General features: G+C 68.6%; 15 protein-coding genes. 3 read left to right on the forward strand and 12 right to left on the reverse strand.

The annotated features are described in order from the left end of the window. Positions 1 to 284: 284 nt before the first annotated feature. From Actob_RS18520 to Actob_RS18565, 10 genes are all read right to left on the reverse strand, one after another. A complete protein-coding gene (locus tag Actob_RS18520; protein WP_284921487.1) occupies positions 285 to 2,063 on the reverse strand; it encodes a ParB/RepB/Spo0J family partition protein in 1,779 nt (592 codons plus the stop codon). A 333-nt stretch (positions 2,064 to 2,396) separates the two neighbouring features. Beyond that, on the reverse strand, positions 2,397 to 3,491 hold the full coding sequence (locus tag Actob_RS18525; protein ID WP_284921488.1) for a hypothetical protein: 1,095 nt from the start codon (positions 3,489 to 3,491) through the stop codon (positions 2,397 to 2,399). Then, positions 3,488 to 4,432, reverse strand: a complete 945-nt coding sequence (locus Actob_RS18530; RefSeq protein ID WP_284921489.1) for a DUF4192 family protein — start codon at positions 4,430 to 4,432, stop codon at positions 3,488 to 3,490. Before Actob_RS18530 ends, Actob_RS18525 begins: the two co-directional genes overlap by 4 nt. Positions 4,433 to 4,465: 33 nt before the next feature. Next, positions 4,466 to 4,795, reverse strand: coding sequence for a hypothetical protein (locus Actob_RS18535; protein WP_284921490.1), 330 nt, complete (start codon positions 4,793 to 4,795; stop codon positions 4,466 to 4,468). A gap of 599 nt (positions 4,796 to 5,394) precedes the next feature. After that, on the reverse strand, positions 5,395 to 5,604 hold the full coding sequence (locus Actob_RS18540) for a hypothetical protein (RefSeq protein WP_284921491.1): 210 nt from the start codon (positions 5,602 to 5,604) through the stop codon (positions 5,395 to 5,397). Beyond that, positions 5,601 to 6,029 (reverse strand): hypothetical protein, encoded by a 429-nt coding sequence (locus tag Actob_RS18545; RefSeq protein ID WP_284921492.1) that lies wholly within the window; start codon positions 6,027 to 6,029, stop codon positions 5,601 to 5,603. Before Actob_RS18545 ends, Actob_RS18540 begins: the two co-directional genes overlap by 4 nt. Before the next feature lie 853 nt (positions 6,030 to 6,882). Beyond that, entirely contained in the window at positions 6,883 to 7,386 is a 504-nt protein-coding gene (locus tag Actob_RS18550) for a DUF5983 family protein (protein WP_284921493.1), read from the reverse strand. 47 nt (positions 7,387 to 7,433) lie between these two features. Further along, positions 7,434 to 8,987 carry a hypothetical protein gene (locus Actob_RS18555; protein WP_284921494.1) on the reverse strand — a complete coding sequence of 518 codons (1,554 nt, stop codon included), beginning with the start codon at positions 8,985 to 8,987 and terminating at the stop codon, positions 7,434 to 7,436. Positions 8,988 to 9,153: 166 nt separating this feature from the next. Next, a complete protein-coding gene (locus Actob_RS18560) occupies positions 9,154 to 10,095 on the reverse strand; it encodes a DUF4192 domain-containing protein (protein WP_284921495.1) in 942 nt (313 codons plus the stop codon). 316 nt (positions 10,096 to 10,411) lie between these two features. Then, complete coding sequence (locus Actob_RS18565) at positions 10,412 to 10,618, reverse strand: DNA-processing protein DprA (RefSeq protein ID WP_328518435.1); 207 nt, start codon at positions 10,616 to 10,618, stop codon at positions 10,412 to 10,414. Between the two features lie 161 nt (positions 10,619 to 10,779). Here Actob_RS18565 and Actob_RS18570 point away from each other — a divergent pair, with 161 nt between their 5' ends. Together Actob_RS18570 and Actob_RS18575 are read left to right on the forward strand one after the other, a co-directional pair. Further along, positions 10,780 to 12,030 carry a tyrosine-type recombinase/integrase gene (locus tag Actob_RS18570; protein WP_284921496.1) on the forward strand — a complete coding sequence of 417 codons (1,251 nt, stop codon included), beginning with the start codon at positions 10,780 to 10,782 and terminating at the stop codon, positions 12,028 to 12,030. Between the two features lie 38 nt (positions 12,031 to 12,068). Further along, positions 12,069 to 14,405, forward strand: a complete 2,337-nt coding sequence (locus Actob_RS18575) for a tyrosine-type recombinase/integrase (protein ID WP_284921497.1) — start codon at positions 12,069 to 12,071, stop codon at positions 14,403 to 14,405. A 142-nt stretch (positions 14,406 to 14,547) separates the two neighbouring features. Here the strand turns inward: Actob_RS18575 and Actob_RS18580 are convergent, their stop codons facing one another. Together Actob_RS18580 and Actob_RS18585 are read right to left on the reverse strand one after the other, a co-directional pair. After that, on the reverse strand, positions 14,548 to 14,748 hold the full coding sequence (locus Actob_RS18580) for a hypothetical protein (RefSeq protein ID WP_284921498.1): 201 nt from the start codon (positions 14,746 to 14,748) through the stop codon (positions 14,548 to 14,550). Positions 14,749 to 15,197: 449 nt separating this feature from the next. Then, complete coding sequence (locus Actob_RS18585) at positions 15,198 to 15,413, reverse strand: helix-turn-helix transcriptional regulator (RefSeq protein WP_284921499.1); 216 nt, start codon at positions 15,411 to 15,413, stop codon at positions 15,198 to 15,200. Between the two features lie 264 nt (positions 15,414 to 15,677). On the opposite strand from Actob_RS18585, the gene Actob_RS18590 reads away from it, so the two are divergent. Continuing rightward, positions 15,678 to 17,201, forward strand: coding sequence for a hypothetical protein (locus Actob_RS18590; RefSeq protein ID WP_284921500.1), 1,524 nt, complete (start codon positions 15,678 to 15,680; stop codon positions 17,199 to 17,201). Positions 17,202 to 17,291: the final 90 nt, after the last annotated feature.

Below are 17,291 nucleotides of genomic sequence, written 5' to 3' on the forward strand. Positions count from 1 at the left end.
GTGCGCGTGGGTGTCGGCCAGCCGGGCGCGCTGGCCGGTCGGGACAACGGTGCCGGTGCGTGGCCGGGACGGTCGGCGGTTGGCGGCCGTGAGTCGCGCCGCATCGGTGTGGTGACGGTGGGTCGAAGGGAGGAGGTCGCGGCGTGGTCGCGGCGCCGGCTGGGATCGGGTGTGGCTGGTGGTGTGCCGTCGAGTTGGCATGGTGGCGAGGCTCCTGGGGTGACGAGACGGATGTGGCCCCGCAGCCGACGAGGGCGGGGCCACATCCGCGGGCTGGCAGATGGTCAGGCGGCGGGGGCGTACTCGGTCTGGTCCAGGCCGTCCGGCGTGCCGCCGACGTGGATGTCCGGCTGCCCGGTGCTGAGGCCGGTGGCCGGCCCGTCTTCGAGGTCCGGTGCCGCGGTGTCCGCGCTGTCGTCCTGCTCGGTGCGCGACGTGGCGGCGGTGCCGCTGGCCTCGGCCGGCTCCTTCTCGACGTCGTCCTCGTCGGGCTCCTCGGCCTGTGGTGCCGGCAGCAGCGACTGGTAGAGCTCGTTCTCGGCGTCGCTCGGGGGGTACTTGTCGGCCTTGAGCCGGTCGAGCCAGGCGATCGCCGGGTCGCCGGACAGGTACGCCGCATGGCCTTGTTCGGCCTTGGCCAGGTTGTACTCCTGGCCGCACACGTACTTCGCGACCAGACTGCGCTGCACCCGGTCCAGGGCCGCTTTGCCGATCTCCGCCCCGGTGAGACCACCGAGGGACCGGTACAGATCGTCGAGGTCGCGGAAGAATCGGAGGTTGTCGGAGGCGGCGGCGCGCTGGGCGTCGAGAAGCAGTTTGCGGGCGGTCTTCGCGCTGCCGTAGGTGGCCACGATGAACTCCCGACGCACGGCGCCGGCCAGGCGCAGCCGCTCCAGGAACTCCGCGTGCTGACGCTCCTGCTCCTGCTTGGCCGCGATCTCCTGCGGGCTCAGACCCGGGTAGGCACTGTTCGTCTTGAGGGTGTAGCCGTACTTGGCCGGGTCCTCGCAGTACACGACGGTCCTGGCCTGGCTGCCCTGCTTCTCGACGAACGCGTGGAAGCCCGGCAGCTTCTTGACCTGCTCGACGTCGACGGGCTGCCCTTCGGTGTCGAGCAGGTTCTCGGCGGCGACCGCGGTACAGCTGGTGTAGCCGAAATCGCGCGGCTTGGGGGTGAGGTCGACGCCGTCGACGAGCAGCTGAAGTTTCGCCTGGTCGCGGCTGCGGGCGTACGCGTGCCTGCCGCGCACCTTGCTGGCCTCGTGCTTGAGCTTCCACTCATCGTCGGCGTAGGCGAGCAGCTGCTGCTGCTCCGCGGGCGAGTCCGCGAACTCCTCGAGGAGCTGAGCCATCTCCAGCGTCAGCGTGCCGGCGTTGAGCGACTGCTGGGCTCGGGCCGGCAGCCGGCGCGCCTTGACCGCGGTCTTTATCTGCTCGACCGGGAGATTGCGCGCCTTGGCGATCGCTTCCTCGTCCCAGCCGTAGTCCAGCAGCAGCTGGTAGGAATCGGCTTCCTCGGTCGCCTCGAAGTCCTTGCGGTGGGAGTTGGCCTCCAGCACGGAGATGATGTGGAATGCCTCGGACTCGTCCTCGGCGATCCAGCACGGCACCATCGGCCGCTCGGCGGCGATGGCAGCGTACTGGCGCCGCTTGCCGACCAGAACCTCGAAGGTTTCGATCGGTTCCTGAGCCTCGCCCGGCTCGTCGCCGGAGACGGTGCCCTGCTCGGTAGCCGGCAGCTCAGGGGACGTGGCCGCGGGCCGACGCCGCGACAACACGACCAGCGGTTCACGGACCCCCATCAGCTCGATCGACTTGCGCAGCCCGGACAGGTCGCCGAGGTCCTTGCGCCTGTGCAGCGGGCTGTCGAGCAGCTCACGGGCGTCGAGGACGCCCACCCGGAACGGCAGCGGCTGCTGGTCACCGCCGTCGGGCCGGATCTCGCCGGTGAAGATCTCGCCGGTGAGAACAGCGGGTGCGACGCTGGTGCCGGGCCGGTCGTTGTCGGCCTCGGCGGGCACGGCGGTCGGATCGGAGCCGGTGGTGGTGTCGATGGTGGTCACGGTGCGACGTCCTCCTACAACGAAGGGAAAGAAAGCTGCGCCCGGAGGGCGCTGGGCCCGACGGGCGGTGCTGGCGCGATCCGAACGGGCCGGCCGATCGGCGCCGGCCCGCAAGACCCACCCGCTGCCGGTGCGCAGCCGGGGACCGCTGTGCCGGTGGGTCTTGTCGGGACCAGCCGCGGGCGGCCAGGATCCGCAGCCAGCACCCACCCGCGCCCCGCGCCATCGGGCGCATGACCGGCAGAATCGTGAAATGGTGATGGTGCCGGGCCTGCCCAGCGAGGGAGCAGCCGTGCGGCGGTAGGAACCCTCACGCTTGACGCGGGAACGTACCTACATATCAGCTGAAAATGCGTCCGGGATGACGACGCTGTGCTGCTGCACCCACATCCACAGCGCGGCCTCGAACCGGCTGTACACCAATGCCGCCGGCCACGGGTTGTCGTCCACGAGGATGGCGTATCGAGGCCCGTTCCGCCGAACTCTGAGCAGGGTGGTGATGCGGTACCTGCGTTCTACGCGCATACGGCGGAACTCGGCCATGATCCGAGCTGCCAGCGGCGCCGCCAGGTCGTTCACGGGCCATCGCGGCTCGGTGCCGTCGTGGACCGGGGCGATGCCCGTGCCATGGATCACCTGCCACACCAGCTGGTGCAGCAACGGTGCAGGCATGACGTCCCATACCTTGCGTGCCCGTGCGCCGAGCCGGTGGTATACCTCAACGTCCGCTTCCTGGTCCCATGACACCTCGATTTCCGCTGCCTGCAGCGATCGATGGTGTTGCGTGTCGAGGACCACGGTGGACCCGTCGAGCGAGCACAGCACGTCGACGGCAGCCGGGCTCAGATCCGCAACGAACGCGCCCAGCTCGACCAGGTCCGTGGCGTGGGTGTCGCGCCACACCGCGGGAAAGCGCTGGTGAAGGATCGCGTAGTTGCTGCGCTGTGCCGAGCTGCTCAACGCGCGGTCCCCGGTACAGGCACTCGTGGCCGCGTTCACGTACACCGCCTGGTCCGGACTCAGGCGCCGGTCGGTGACCTTCAACGGCGCCACGTATCCCGAGCCGGCGTCGTGCGGGTACACGTACCCGATCCGATATCCGGCAGCCCGCAGCCGGCCGACCGTCGCGGCGGCTACCTGCTCCAGGTAGCGCCGCAAAATCGGTTCGTCACGGACCACGTGGAGTACGGCCGGCGGCCCGGTGTCTGCCTCACCGGCCGACACGGTGACGGCACCGGTCACCTCGGCCACGTTGCCTGCGTTGCCGGCCTGATCGGCACCCACGAGAACTAGACGAGCCTGGTCACGGTCGACGGGCGTGGCGGCCAGATGAGGGTGCACGCTCAGATGCGCGCCGGCGCGCAAGGCCAAGTGACTCACGGCTTCGGTGAGTGCAGCGTCGGCGGTGATCAGCAGGGCGGTGTTCACGGCCGGTCCCGCACCGGCGCCGCAGCGGTGCTGTCGGTCAGGAGCCACGGGACGCGGTGCGCGGGTATCCGGGCGCCGAGCAGCCATCCGATCAGGTTGATCAGGCCGTTGCGCGGTGCGAGCGCGCGGGCCCGCTCGTGTGCGGCGCCGGCGAGGGCGTCTTCGCCGCGGCGCCACGCGGACCAGGCGGTCAGGGCCGCTGCTGCTGTCGCGTCGCCGCCGGGGGTGCGGCGCAGTGCGTCGAGCCAGAGGTCACGCTGCCACAGTGCGTCGCCGGTGTGGCGCCAGGCCTCGATCAGCAGCCCGCGTTCGCGTAGCGCCACGGTCAGCTGGGCGACCTCATCGGCGGTCAGTGATTGCCCGGACCGGGCCTGGCCCATCAGCCGGCTCAGGTCTGCGGTGCTCGGCTTGTAGCCGATGCTGATCTGGTCGAGGGCGGCACGGGTGGCGGCTTGAGCGACCGGGTCCGCTGCGACGAGCGTCTGCATGGCTGCCGCGTCGGGCGCGACGCTGACTCCGGCCGCGGCCAGCTTGACGGCTGTGCGGGTATCGTCGGCGACGATCCGGATGCCGTCGGCGGGCGTGCAGTCGCAGCCCGGGGTGAGACAGAAGAATCGGCTGCCGTCGTACAGATATCGGCCGGTGACCGGCGCCATCAAGGACAGAACCTCGGCGGCCGCCGCGACGATGGGCCGGGCGGTCTGCCCGTAACCGACCAGAACAGTGCCCGACGCGCCCGGTGGCAGCCGCAGCGCCAGATGCTCCAGCAGCGCCTCGATCGGCTCGTTCAGGGCAAGGCACGCGGTGTTGCGCGCGGTCCGATCCGGCGAGACGAAGATCGCGACGAGCGCGTCGGTGGGGTGATAGCCGAGCAGGTGCGGTACCAGACCGAGCACTTCGCTGGTGGTGTGGGTACGGGCCGGTACAAAGGAACCGGACATGGTGGTGACCTCCTCGAGGAAGGGAGTTCGCTGCTATCGCAGGTGCACGGACGAGACGTCGTTGCAGGTGACGGTGTCACCGCTGCTGAACATCAGCTGTCTCGCCTGGCGAGCGACGATCAGTGCTTCGGTGCGGGTGACCAGGTCGTCGCCGAAGTGGCCGGAGAACACCACGGCGCGCATGCTTTCGTGTGGTTCCGGATCGGCGAGACGCTTGTCGACCAGGTGGTTGAGTTGTCGCAGGAGCGTGTCGGGCCAGTCGCGACCGGAGTGAACCAGCGACACCGCATCGCCGCCGAGGGCCGACTGGCTGCCGGCGTACGGGACCCGCTCGATGAGGGTGGGCTGATTGGCGCCCACCATCCGTGATCAGGGTCGGTGGTGATCAGCTCGGCGATGGTCTCGGCGATCTGCTGCGGGCTGGCGCCGGCGGCGACGGCGAGATCGGACGGGGTCTGGGAACTGGTGATGGTCAGGGTGTCGGTGTGAGCGAGCGTGGTGTCCCCGGTTCTCCAGCCGGGACCGGCGGTCACCGGCCACGGGTCGTCGCCGGTACCGCGGTGCGGCCACCGGCCCGCCCTCAGCTCCACGAACGGCCCGCGCGCGTAGATTTCCGCGTACAGGCGCTGTGCACGCAGTTGCTGCACGACCGCCATGAGCAGGACAATCTCGGGCTGATAGCTCAGGTCATAGGCGGCGCGGAAGACGGCCAGCAGGGCGGGGTCGGGCTGAGCCGGTGCGTCGTCCGGCAGCCACCGGCGGCGGAAGTCTCACAGCGTGCGATCGTCGCTCGCCGGCTTGAAGCCCTGTTTGGTGTTGACGCCGTACTGGCGCACGAAGTGTTCGATCTGTCGCAGGCGCGTTACGTCGATCGGCACAGCGTCTTCTTGGCGAGAAGAAGCGGCGAGCCTCTCCCGGAACGGGGAGGCTCGCCGCGGGCGATAGTCGGAACTGGTTAGCCGTCAGAGCAGTGCGCGGGTGATGCACCGGGTCCCGGTGACGGCGGCTACCAACGGAAACACGAGGATGATCGGCAGGTTGTCGGCGGCCACATCGACCGGCAGGGCGACGACGCAGACGCCGACCACGGCGGCCGCCGTCGCCCAGACGAACGCGATCAAGGCTGTGCCAAGACCCGGGTGGGGGTGGCAGGTGTGCTTCTCGCCGTTCATGCGCGCCCGCCACGGCCACCGATGGGCAGTGTTGTGGCCGCGGCCCTGAGCAGCCGGTTGGCGGTGTCGACCACGACGGCGAGCACCGCCAGCGGCGGGTCGTCGGCGTTGAGGAACAGCTCGGCGTTCACCCGCGGCGACGCCAGGGTGGTCCGCTGGTCGAGCGTCATCAGCAGTCGGAAGCCCCCGTCGCGGCGTTCGCCGCTGACCGTAGGTTCGATCCGGATGCCGGTGACCGGCGGATCGAAGGTGAGCACTCCGTGCTCGACGCACTCGTCGATCAGTTGGGCGACGTCACTGCCGAAGCTGCGGCTGCCGGCGTCCAGGCAGGTCACCAGCGACGGGGGAAGACATGATCCGATGTCCTCGACAGGGCCGGCCATAGCGTTGGTGAGCTGGTGCAATAGGTCGATGTCGGTGCTCACCGGCTGGCCGGAAGGCTGGGGGCGGGCAGACAGCAGACGCGCGATACGGCCGGGAAGTCTTAGACGCATACGGATCCCTCCAGAAGCACGGGAGGCCAGGCCCATCCGGGGAGGGGCCTGGCCGTGAGCGGGGGCGGCGGTTGTGCGAACCCCTGGCCGGTGGCGGGTACCGATCCGTGCCGCGGGGGCTGGCGCGATCCGCGCGGGCCGGCCGATCGGCGCAGCCCCGCCAGACCCGCCGGTAGCACGGCCACGGGTGGCGATCGCGGCAACCGGCGGGTCTTGCGTGGGTAAGCCGCGGTCGGCCAGGATCCGCCGCCAGCCACCCGGCACCGGGCATTGCCGCGCAACGGCGAGCACCGGCAGATCACCGCCGGTCAGGTGACGACCGCCGGCTCTTGGACGCCGAGCAACCGCATCGCCAACTCCCATGCCTTCTCTCGCAGCCGATCAGCTTGTTCCCGGAGGGCGAACTCTTCGTTTGCCGGGCCCGACTCGTTCGCCTCGTCGCACAGCCGGTTCGCCTCCGCTTGGGTCTTGGCCGCAGCAGCGACGAGCTACCCGACGTTCCCGAGGATGGGGGAGTGCAGTGCAACGAGCGCAGCGCAGCGGCGAACGCCTGCCCTTCCGCGTCGCCGTGCAGGACGACGTCGCCGGCGTGCGTCTCGATGATGTCCGCAGGACCGGTGCGGACGCCAGCCGATGACCCACCCCAGGTTGACGTAGCTAGCCAGCGCAACGCTCAGGGGATTGACGGTCGTTGGGCGATGGTGATGTTGTTTGGCGGTCTTGGCGTGTTGCCGGGGCCGTCGCGTAGCGCCGCAGATGTCAGCGGTTCAGGCGCCGCCACCGGTTACCAGTCCCAGGACGGTAACGCGTCGATCCGGTCGGCACCCGCGTTGAGCAGGATGTATTCGGCGCTGAACCGGTGGGCGTACTGCCAGAGCCGCCACACCTCGGCCGGCACACTGCCTGAGAAGTCAGCGTGATGTGCGGCAAGGTCGTCCGGCACCGTGAGGAGCCAGCCGGTGCCGGTGAAGCAGGCGTGGACACCACTGTAGGTATTGAGCCGGTCGCAGATCGGCCGGGGTAGGTGGCCGGTCGACAGGTCGATGACGGTTATGACCCGTGGCCCGCCGGTTGCCCGGCCCAGTTCGGTCTGAGCGCGATGCAGCAAGTGATGCAACTCCGGTGGTGTGCCGGTGAGCTGAATGCCGCCCTCGCCGTTACCGGCGATGATCGAGTAGATGCAGTCCGGTTCAGGCTTGTCGACGGTCTTGGCAGCCGCAAATGTCTCTGGGAGGCCGAGCACATCGACCTGATCGATCGCCTGCACTCGTTGCCGTCTGATGGACATGACTGTTCACCTTCTTTGTGGCAGTGGGGAATCCGTAGGTGCCTGGGTCAGTGGCTGGCATGCGTTGGGTTGGCCTGCGACGCGAAGTCGTGTTGGGAGGGCACGTTCGGCGACGACACCGCATCCAAGGCGAGCCGGCTGCGTTCGAGCGCCAGCAGCGCTCGGGCGGGGGCATGCCAGCTGTCGTCACCGCCCGGTGCCGGTGTGCGACCTTCGGCGAGATCGCGCAGAGCGGGAACCTGGTCGGCGTAAGAACCGCCGATCTTGAGCAGGTTCGTGCAAGCACGCAGAGTCGACTCCCGCATGTTCTTGGTCCACGGGCCGGACGACGTGCCCCACCGCTCGCGTGGGCGGTGGTACAGCGGTCCTTCGCATAGGTGGTAGCCCAGCCAGACGACCGGCGGGTGCAGGCCGGCGGCTTCGGCGAGCAAGGCGACCTTGTCGTAGTCCCAGGCCCGGCCGCCGCGCTGCTGTCGGTGACCGATGGTCTTCGGGCGGGTCAGCGTGCGCCAATAGTCGAAGTCAACCGCAGTGGAAGCGACCAGGTCCTTCTCGTCGGTGAACCCGCCGGCGGCCAGCGCGTGCGGGAGCCGAGCGGTGAGCAGGTGCGCGAGTTCGCGGCGCACGGCAGGCACGGCTGGATCGTCGGCTGCGGCGGTCCGTCGCTGCCGTAGTGCCGGCACCGGGTCGACGTCGACGTCGACGTCGAGTTCGGGCAGGGCAGTGCCATCGGCGAGGTAGCCGAGCAGCAGTGTGCCGAAGTCGCACAGCATGTTCTCGAAGCCGCGGCTGCGGTCTCCGTAGTCGAGGATCGGCAGCCACCGGCCGCCGCCACGATGCGCGACCCGGTGCGCCGCCTCGTGCAGCAGAACGTGCAGCGTGCGGGGCCGCTGGGCGAGAACACTGCGGCTGATCGCGATGTCGCCGGTGGCCGGGCTGTAGAAGCCGGAGGCGCACGGAGACGACTCGCTCTTGGAATAGACCCGGACCCGGTCGATCGCGAACGGCCCGATCGCCCGGCGGATCAGCTGCCGCGCGCTGGTGAGCACGGTCCGCTCGTCGGTGGTCAGTGACTTGTCCGCGACCCACGTGGTTCTGCCGCGGGTGCGTTCGTAGTGGCGCGCCCGCCGGATGCGGGCCAGCTGTACACCGAGGCGGTCCATCAGCGCGAACCGTAGGTGCTCGGGCAGCCCGGCGGCGGTGACCTCGGTGAAGCCCTTGTCTTTCAGGTCGAGTTTGGCTTCCTCATGACCGCTGATGGTGAAGAAACAGTTCTCCGGCAGATTCGCGCGCCCCCACGTGCGCCATGCCGCCCTTGCCCGCGGGCTGCTGCCGCTCGGGTGGGAGAAGAACTGCTCGGATTCGCGGAGCTTTCCGCCGCCGAGCACGTGCCGGGCGAACCGGTCGACGACGCGAGGATCCTCGCTGACAGCGAGGATGGTCTGCACGCTGTCGCGCAGGGCGCCGGCCTCGATGACGGTCCGGTCGCGGTTCTGAAGGCCCTTGCTGTCCAACGGGAGGTCGTAGGAAGCCACCAGGCCGGGCATGCGGGTGACCAGCACGCCACCGATCCAGATGCGTCCCGGTTCTCCGTCCAGCACGCATGCTCCGGGGGCCTGCGGCGGCTGGTAGCCCGGCTCGGCCAGCGCCCGGAACCGACCGCAGTTGCAGCACGGCGTTCCGCGAGCGCGGCGATTCTTCGAGAGAGTTCGGCTGCCGGTGTTCCGGTGGCGCGGATGGCCACCGGAACACCGGGCACCGCGGGCGCTACGGGATCAGGTGCCGCGGATCGAAGTCCTCCGGCAGTGGCCAGGGCAGCGTGTCCGGATTGATCGGCGAGTTGAGCAGGACACCGATCAGGTTCGATAGCGTGTTGCCGGGCATAGCGGTGGCCGCCGTGTCCAGAGCGGTGCGGGCCAGCGCCGGCTCACCGCGCCGCCACGATGTCCAGGCAAGCAGGTTCGCCGGGGTCGCCACGTACTGCTCGGGAACCCGACGCGTCAGGTCCAGCCACAGGGCGCCCTGCCACGCGGTGCCGGTCGTGGCCTCCCAGGCTGCGGTGCGGCCATCTACGGTGGTGAGCGCTACTGCCAGGAGCGCGACCTGGTCGTCGCTGAGCCGCTCGGCGGTCTCCGCACAGGCCATGCAGGAGTGCACCACACCCACCGGATCCGCTGGCGGGCTCGGCAGGCCGGCGATGAGCGCCGCGGTGCGGGCCTGGGCTTCGGTGTCGGCGGCGGCGAGAGCTTCGACATCCTGGCGGGACGGCAGCGCGACCCGGCCCTGCAACGTCATCTCGGCAGCCATGACGCTGCCGGAGACGTCCAGAATCGCGCCGCCGGCGGGGGTGCAAGGGCACCCCTGGTTCAGGCAGTAGTAGCGGTCGTTGTTCACCAGCAGACAGGCCTGGACCGATACGGCGTGATGCAGCCGGTCAGCGATCTGGATGAGCGGGTCGCGGTCGGTCATCGGCCCGTAGCCGATGATGAACGCGGCTGTGGTGTCCGCGCTGATGGCCGTGGCGATGCTGTTCTGCACGATCGTCGGGGCCGGCTTCTGCCGGTCGGTGCTGAACACGCACTTGACGCGTCCGTTCTCGGTGACGAACACGACCACGACGCAGTCGCGGGGGTGGTACCCCATGAGGTAGGGAACGGTGGCCAGCAGGTCGGCAGGACCACGCACGGTCATGTACGCCGATTCGGGCATGGGTCACTCCTAGGCATCGCAAACGGGTGTGGCCCGACTGGTGAAGCCCCGGGGGTGTACCGCGATCGGGGGAGGCGTCCGATCGCGGTACACCGGTCCTGGGCGGGCGCCGGGCCGCGCTGACCCGGTGCGCGTACCGGCCCTGACGGCCCAGGGCAGGCCAGGGCCCAGCCCGGGCATCCCACCAGCGACGACGCCACCCTCGGAGGCCGGTATGACGGTGGGATGGCGGGTGCCGCGCCCTTGCCGGCCCGGGACGGGGCCGGTACAAGCGCGTCAGGGCAGCGACGGCCAGAGCGCCAGCCCCGACCACGGTCTACCCGCGTGGCCGGGCGATCTCGTCCAGGATGTCGTCAACGCAGGTGACCACCCGCGCGGCCGGGTGCGTGCGCAGCAGTTCGTGGCAGCCCTTCGACATCTGCGAGGTCACCGAGCCCGGCACGACCAGCGCCGGCCGGTTGAGGGCGATCGCCCGGCTGATCACCTGCAGGGATCCGCTGCGGGGTGTGGCTTCGACCAGCACTGTGCCGGCCGTGGCCGCGAGGACTCTGTTTCGCAGCAGACCTGTTGACCGAACTACCGCGCTGAGGAACGGATCCACTCTTTCGGTATACGGAGCGTGTCCGCTGGCGTGACATCGACGTTGGTCACCAGACAGTTGGTCTCCGAGCGGGAGTCGTCGGCGTGGATTATTTTGAGCGGCCCGAGCGAGATGTGGCCTCGATCAAGTTGCCGGAGTGGGGTCGAGTCGGTCCGTCCGACGGGCCGGTGCCGTTCACGGTCTACGACGATGCGGACGAACCGATCGAGGCGGTACACCGGTACCTTCGGGACTTCGTCGCCCGAGGCAACAGCGCCGGTTCCGTCCGGAGTTATGCCTACACCTTGCTGCGCTGGTGGCGGTTTCTCCGTGCTGTCGACGTCGCTTGGGATCGGGCGACCGCCGTTGAGACGAAGGACCTGGTGCTCTGGCTCCAGCACACTGAGAAGCCGGTCGCGAAGCGCCGCGTCGCCTCAGCCGCGACGGCCGGAACCGTCAATCCGGTCACGCGCAAGGAGCACTTGGGCGACCAGTACAAGCCTCGCACTGTCCGGCACAGCAACGCCGTGTTGCGCGCCTTCTACGAGTACTGGATCGAGGAGGGGCAGGGTCCGCTGCTAAACCCGGTGCCTCGTGCTCGGCGGGGTGCCCGACCGAATGCACACCACAATGCGTTGGAGCCGTTCCGGCCGGAAGGCCGGCTGCGCTATAACCCCAAGGTCCCGAAGCAGAAGCCTCGGGCCATGCCGGACGAGGCCTGGCTCGATCTCTTCAAGGCGATGAAGTCGAACCGGGACCGGGCCATTCTTACGCTGGCGATCAGCACGGCGGCCCGCGCGAGCGAGCTGCTCGGGCTGCGCGCCTGCGACATCGACTGGGGTGACCAGCTGATCCGGGTGCGCCGCAAGGGCTCCGGAGCCGAGCAGTGGCTGCCGGCCAGCTCGGAAGCGTTCGTCTGGCTGCGTCTCTACCTCGCAGAGGTCTCTCGACTGCGCCCGGGCGACCCGCTTTGGTGGACACTTCGCCGCCAACACGATGGCGAACGCCCCAGACGCGTCGAGCTCACCTATGACGCTCTGCGAGCCGTCTTGCGCCGGGCCAATGGACTGCTAGGCGCGAACTGGTCGATGCACGACTGCCGGCACACCTGCGCCCTGCGAATGGCCAGGGACAAGAATCTGTCCCTGCGGGACGTCCAGCTTCTCCTGGGGCATGCCCACCTCACCACCACCCAGATCTATCTCGAAGACGACGACGCGGAAGTGGTCAAGCGGGTTCAGGAGCACCACGCCGAACGCGGGCGCCTCCTCACCGCACCCCCACGACCCCTGCCGGCCAGCCGATACGACGCTGACGACATGTCGGTCCTCTTCGCCAATCGAGTCGCGCAGTGACCACGACTGCAGCGGTCGTTCCGCCGCACTGGCGACAGGTGACCCAGGGCGAACTGATCACCCCCCGCGACCATCCGCTGGGCCGGCTCGACCGGAGCGACATCGACAAGGTCCTCGACGCGCTGCCTCAGCTTCCGACATGGCCGGCCGTCGGCGCTGACCGCAACAGATGCCGTCGCGGAACCGGCCAGATCCTGGAATGGCTCGCCACCTATCCCGGAGACGGGTGGCAGGCTCGCTGGCTGGCGGCAGATATCCACGACCGATCCTGGCGAGACATGGTCATGGCGGCCACCTACCCCGCCCCCGAAGACCAGCTCCTTCAAGGCATGCGAGCCCTACTCCTGCTGCGCGTCCTTCGGCCCAGTTACTGGTTTCTGCACCGATATAAGGCCTACGCCCTCTTCGACGAAGTCCGCCTGACCGTCAGCCCGGACCTGTTCACCCGCGCGGCCTCCGAGGCGACGCGCCTGGGCATGATCGGCCGCCAGGCAAACCAGCCGCTGATCACGCTGGCCAAGTTGGTGCTGCACTCCGGCAAGGACGTCGGCGAGCTCGGACCCGAGGACTTCTTCCTGGCCCGGGCCTGGAGCGTCCGCGCAATCGGCCGGCACCTGCCCGGCCTGCACGCTGCTTGGGAGGTGCTCCGCGGCCTGGGCATCTTGCCCGGCGACCACACGTTCCGCGCCGCGATCCGCGTCGGTCAGCGACCGACCGCGGAGATGATCGACGTGTTCAACTTGCGCTCCCAGACCGTCCGGGACGTCCTGATCCGTTACTGCGAGGAGCGGCGCCCGGCGATGGACTACGGCTCCTTCCGCGGCTTGATCGGCCACCTGGTCGGCAACTTCTGGGCCGACCTGGAGAAGCACCATCCAGAAATCGACTCGCTTCACCTGCACCCTGATGTCGCCCTCGCCTGGAAAGAACGGGCTCAGTTCGTCACCGATCCTCGCTACCCGGGTCGCCCCCGGCGCGACCGCATCGCGCTGTTCATGCGTGTCCGGGCGTTCTACCTCGATCTCCAGGAGTGGGCCCTGGAGGATCCGTCTTGGGCGCCGTTCGCCGCGCCGAGCCCGATCCGCAAGAGCGACACCGAGGGCTACGCCAAGGTCAAGAAGAGCGCTACCGCGGAAATGCACCAGCGCATCCGTGATCGGCTGCCCCACCTGCCGCTGCTGGTCCAGGCAGCGGAACGCAACCGGGCCTACCACCAGGCGCTACTGTCCAGCGTCGAGGCAACCCTGGTCGGCGACACGTTTGACTACAACGGCACCGTGTTCCGTCGCACTGCCCCTCAGACCGCCACGCACCGCAGCCACCGTCAGCGCGGTCCCGAGCACGTCCACGCCACCAACTTGGCCAGCGACGAGCAGATCAACGTCACGGTCGCCGAGAACTCCGCGTTCTGGAGGTGGGCGCTCCTCGAGACGCTGCGGCATACCGGTGTCCGTCTCGAAGAGCTGTTGGAGATGACCCATCTGGCGCTGATCTCCTACAAGCTGCGCGACACCGGTGAAGTCGTCCCGCTCCTGCAGATCGTCCCGTCGAAGTCGAACAGCGAGCGGCTGTTGCTCGTCACGCCGGAGCTCGCCAGCGTCCTCGCCACGATCATCAAGAGGATCCGGGATCCTCAGACCGGGCGGGTCCCGCTCGTCGCCCGATATGACCCGCACGAGCGCACGACCGGGCCGATGCTTCCCCACCTGTTCCAACACGTTCTCGGCTGGCGGCGCGAGGTGATCAGCCAGCGTCTCGTTCAGCGAAATCTCAACGACATCCTGCGCCTCGCCGGTCTCACGGACGCCGCCGGCGAGGCGCTCCGCTACACCCCGCACGACTTCCGGAGGATGTTCGTCACCGAGGCTGTCGCCGGCGGGCTGCCGGTTCACATTGCGGCCCGGCTGCTCGGGCACGCGAACCTCAACACCACCCAGGCCTATCTCGCGGTCTTCCAGGACGACCTGATCCGCTCCTACCGGGCGTTCGTCGCCGAACGACGAGCCTTGCGCCCGGCCGGCGAATACCGGGATCCCACGGACGCCGAGTGGGAGGAGTTTCAGCAGCACTTCCAGCTCCGGAAGTTGGAGCTCGGCACCTGCGGCCGGCCCTACGGCACCCCCTGCAATCACGAGCACGCCTGCATCCGATGCCCGATGCTCCGCGTCGACCCCGACCAACGCCACCGCCTCGTCGAGATCGCGACCAACCTCGAGGAGCGCATCACCGAGGCCCACGAGAACGGGTGGCTCGGCGAGGTCCAAGGGCTCCGGGTCAGCCTCGATGCCGCCCGCTCGAAGCTGGGCGCACTCGACCGGCAACCGTCCACCGGACCAGTGGACCTCGGGCTTCCCGTCGTCCGGGACCCGGGCTGAGAAGACGACACCACGCGCCTCGCGCGCAGGCGTCCGGTCGGAATGGTGTTCGTCCCCGAGTACAAGGAGGCCCTCCTCGCCGAAGCGAGGAGGGCCGGATCGGGCCGGCCGCCGCGGAACAACCACGACGACCGGCGAACCGCTACATGCTGTTCACCATCACCAAGAGCGTGAAGATCAGCACGGAGAGCGTCATCACCGCGCCGAACGTTCCACCCGCGACGATCACCGCCTTCACCTTCGTCTGCTTCAACCACACCATTAAGACTGCGGCGCCGAGGCCGAACACCGCCGACATGGTAATAGCGACCGCCAGCCACAACCCGATGTTTTCGCCATTCATGACGTCACCACCGGAGCTGACTCGTTTGCCGCGTTTACTAACAGCGGCAACGACACCGTCAACGACTTTGGTTTACGAACGGCAACCAAGCGTTGTATTATCAACCTGATCAGTAACAAACCGAACCTCCAGCTGCTCGACACCGACCTGAGCTGCGGATTCGTTCGCGAGGCCCCGGGCTGCAACCCGGGGCTTCATCACGTCCGCGTCGACCCGAAGGTCGGCGCGCCCGCGGAACTATTCCCGCTCACTCTTCAGGTTAGAGCAGAATCCGCGAATGGTGAAACCCCCGGATGCGGCCCTCCTCCCGCGACGGGATTGTCCGGTTCGATAATTGAGTATCAATAAGGAAACTGTTCGGCGAAAAGGGAAAACGAATCACGCTAAACAGCCCACAGGACCCAAAGGTGCACGCACAGCTGACCTGAAGCGCCCTCCCCGCGCCCGGATTACGCCTCGCCCTCGTCGAGGTCGACCTGGTGGGGCCGGCGGGCCGCGATCCACGACTCGACGTCGTCGAAGTGCCACACCTTCCCCTGCCGCAGGTCGGCGACCGGGGCCGGGAAGTCGGCGCGTCTGGTGAGTTGGTAGACGCGCTGGCGACTGATGCCGCCGAGACGAACGCGGATCTCATGGGAGCCCATGAGGCGGATCGACTTCGCCATGCACGCGACTATATGCGTGAGACTATGCTGGGCGTTAGACAAGGCGAGTCTCGTGACGGCGGCCGCACGTCGCCGGCCGCCCGACGGCCTCAGCCTCGAGATGTCGGTCGGAGCCCATAAACTTCAACGCGGCAGCTGCTTGGTCACGACCCGGCAGCCCCCCGCCGGACAACTCTCCAGAAGATTTTGAAGATTTTTTGCCGGTACCCCGCTCTGACGGCCTGGAGGAGTAAGAGAGAACCACTCCAGACACGAAGGAGCACCATGAACGACAACGAGCCGGCCGCCGCGGAGAGCCCCGACTCGCTCACCACGCCGACCCGCCGGGGGATCCCCCTGGCCGCGGCGTTCCACCGGGCGGCGACCGCGAACCCGAATCGGGCAGCTGCCCGGCTGGCTGCCATGTTCCACCCGGTCACCACGGCGGCACCGGGCACGCCCAGCGTCGTGGTGTCACCGCCGAAGGACATGGTGATCCGGCGCCGCCAGCGGGTTCTGACTCGCAGCGTCGCCTTCCGGGCGCGGCGCCGACTGATCGACGGGCGGTTCACCCGCCGCGACCGTGAAGCCGCCCAGCAGGCTCGTCGCCCCCGCCAACCCCGCGAGGCCCGCCTCCTCGCGCTCATGGAGGCTGCACTGTCCGGGCCGGCCGGCGACGGTTTCCGGAAGGTCTTCGCTGACTTCGCGAAGGCCGTCGCGAGCGTGGTCGCTCCCCTCCAGGAAACGATGCGTGAGATCGCGCAGATGGTGCTTCCGCCCGGGCTCCGGGTGTTCGCGCAGATGCAGGAGAGGCTTCAGCGATCCGTCCGGGTCCCGATGCCCGGCCCGCTGCGCCGTGTCCAGGAGCAGATCGCCGCCTACGCCCGGCCCACGTTCCGCGTCCCCCAGCGCATCCGGGACGCGGTGACCGGCACCTCCGACTGGCTCATGGGCAGCTTCCGGCACACGCGTGAGTGGGCTTCGGGCTTCATGACCTACCAGGCGAAGTTGAGGCAGCAGTTCAGCTCGATGGTGGGCTCCTGGAGCTGGAAGCTACCCGACCTCACCGAGATCGTCCGGCCGATCACGGACACCATCACGAAGATCATCCGCGGCTTCGAATGGCCTGGCGGGTCGGCAATGACCAAGACGATCGTCGAGTGGGCGGTCCGCGCGGTCTTCTGGGCGGCCGTCCGGACCCGCGAGGCGATCATCCACGAGGAGAACAGCGAGGAGATCGTCAGGGAGTTCATGCTCGCCTTCCTGGACCTCTTCCCGAAAGGCCGGCCGCACGTCGAGGCCGCGAAGGAGGCACTGCTCGAGGACGCCTGGTTGAAGGCGGAGCCGAAGGACGTCAAGAAGGTGCTGCTCAAGCGGATCAGAGACCTTCACCGCAACCATCGGATGGTCAGTGACACTGAGCTTCGGCACCGCCGCGTCGTGTCCCTGAACGCGCCGCTGAGTCCGGCGGACAGCGACAGCGACATGGTTCTCACCTTGGTCGAGGCGCTTGCCGATCCCGACTCCGTCGAGGACTTCGTGCTCAACCTGCCCGAGTTCCGGGACCCCCGCATCGACCGCGTCCTCAACAAGCTCAAGCCCGGAGAACGAGAAGTCGCTGACCTCTATGCAGGCCACGACGACATGACCTGGGATCTAGCCGCCGCCGCTGCCGGTCAACCGCCGGCATTTGGCGAGCGCGTCCGCAGGAAGCTAATCCGGTTGGGTGACCAGTTCGACAGTCGGCAGGCCCGCGAACTCCACATCCCCAGCACGACGAAGCCGAGGACCAGGCCGGCGTTCAGCTGAGCCCGTCCCTCCTGCGACGAAGTCGCCGCTCGCGACCGCGGACGGTCGCGAGCGGCGAATCCCCAGCTTCTTCTTCTCGCCCGGCCTCCT

The sequence above is a fragment of the Actinoplanes oblitus genome (assembly GCF_030252345.1).
GTDB lineage: Bacteria > Actinomycetota > Actinomycetes > Mycobacteriales > Micromonosporaceae > Actinoplanes > Actinoplanes oblitus.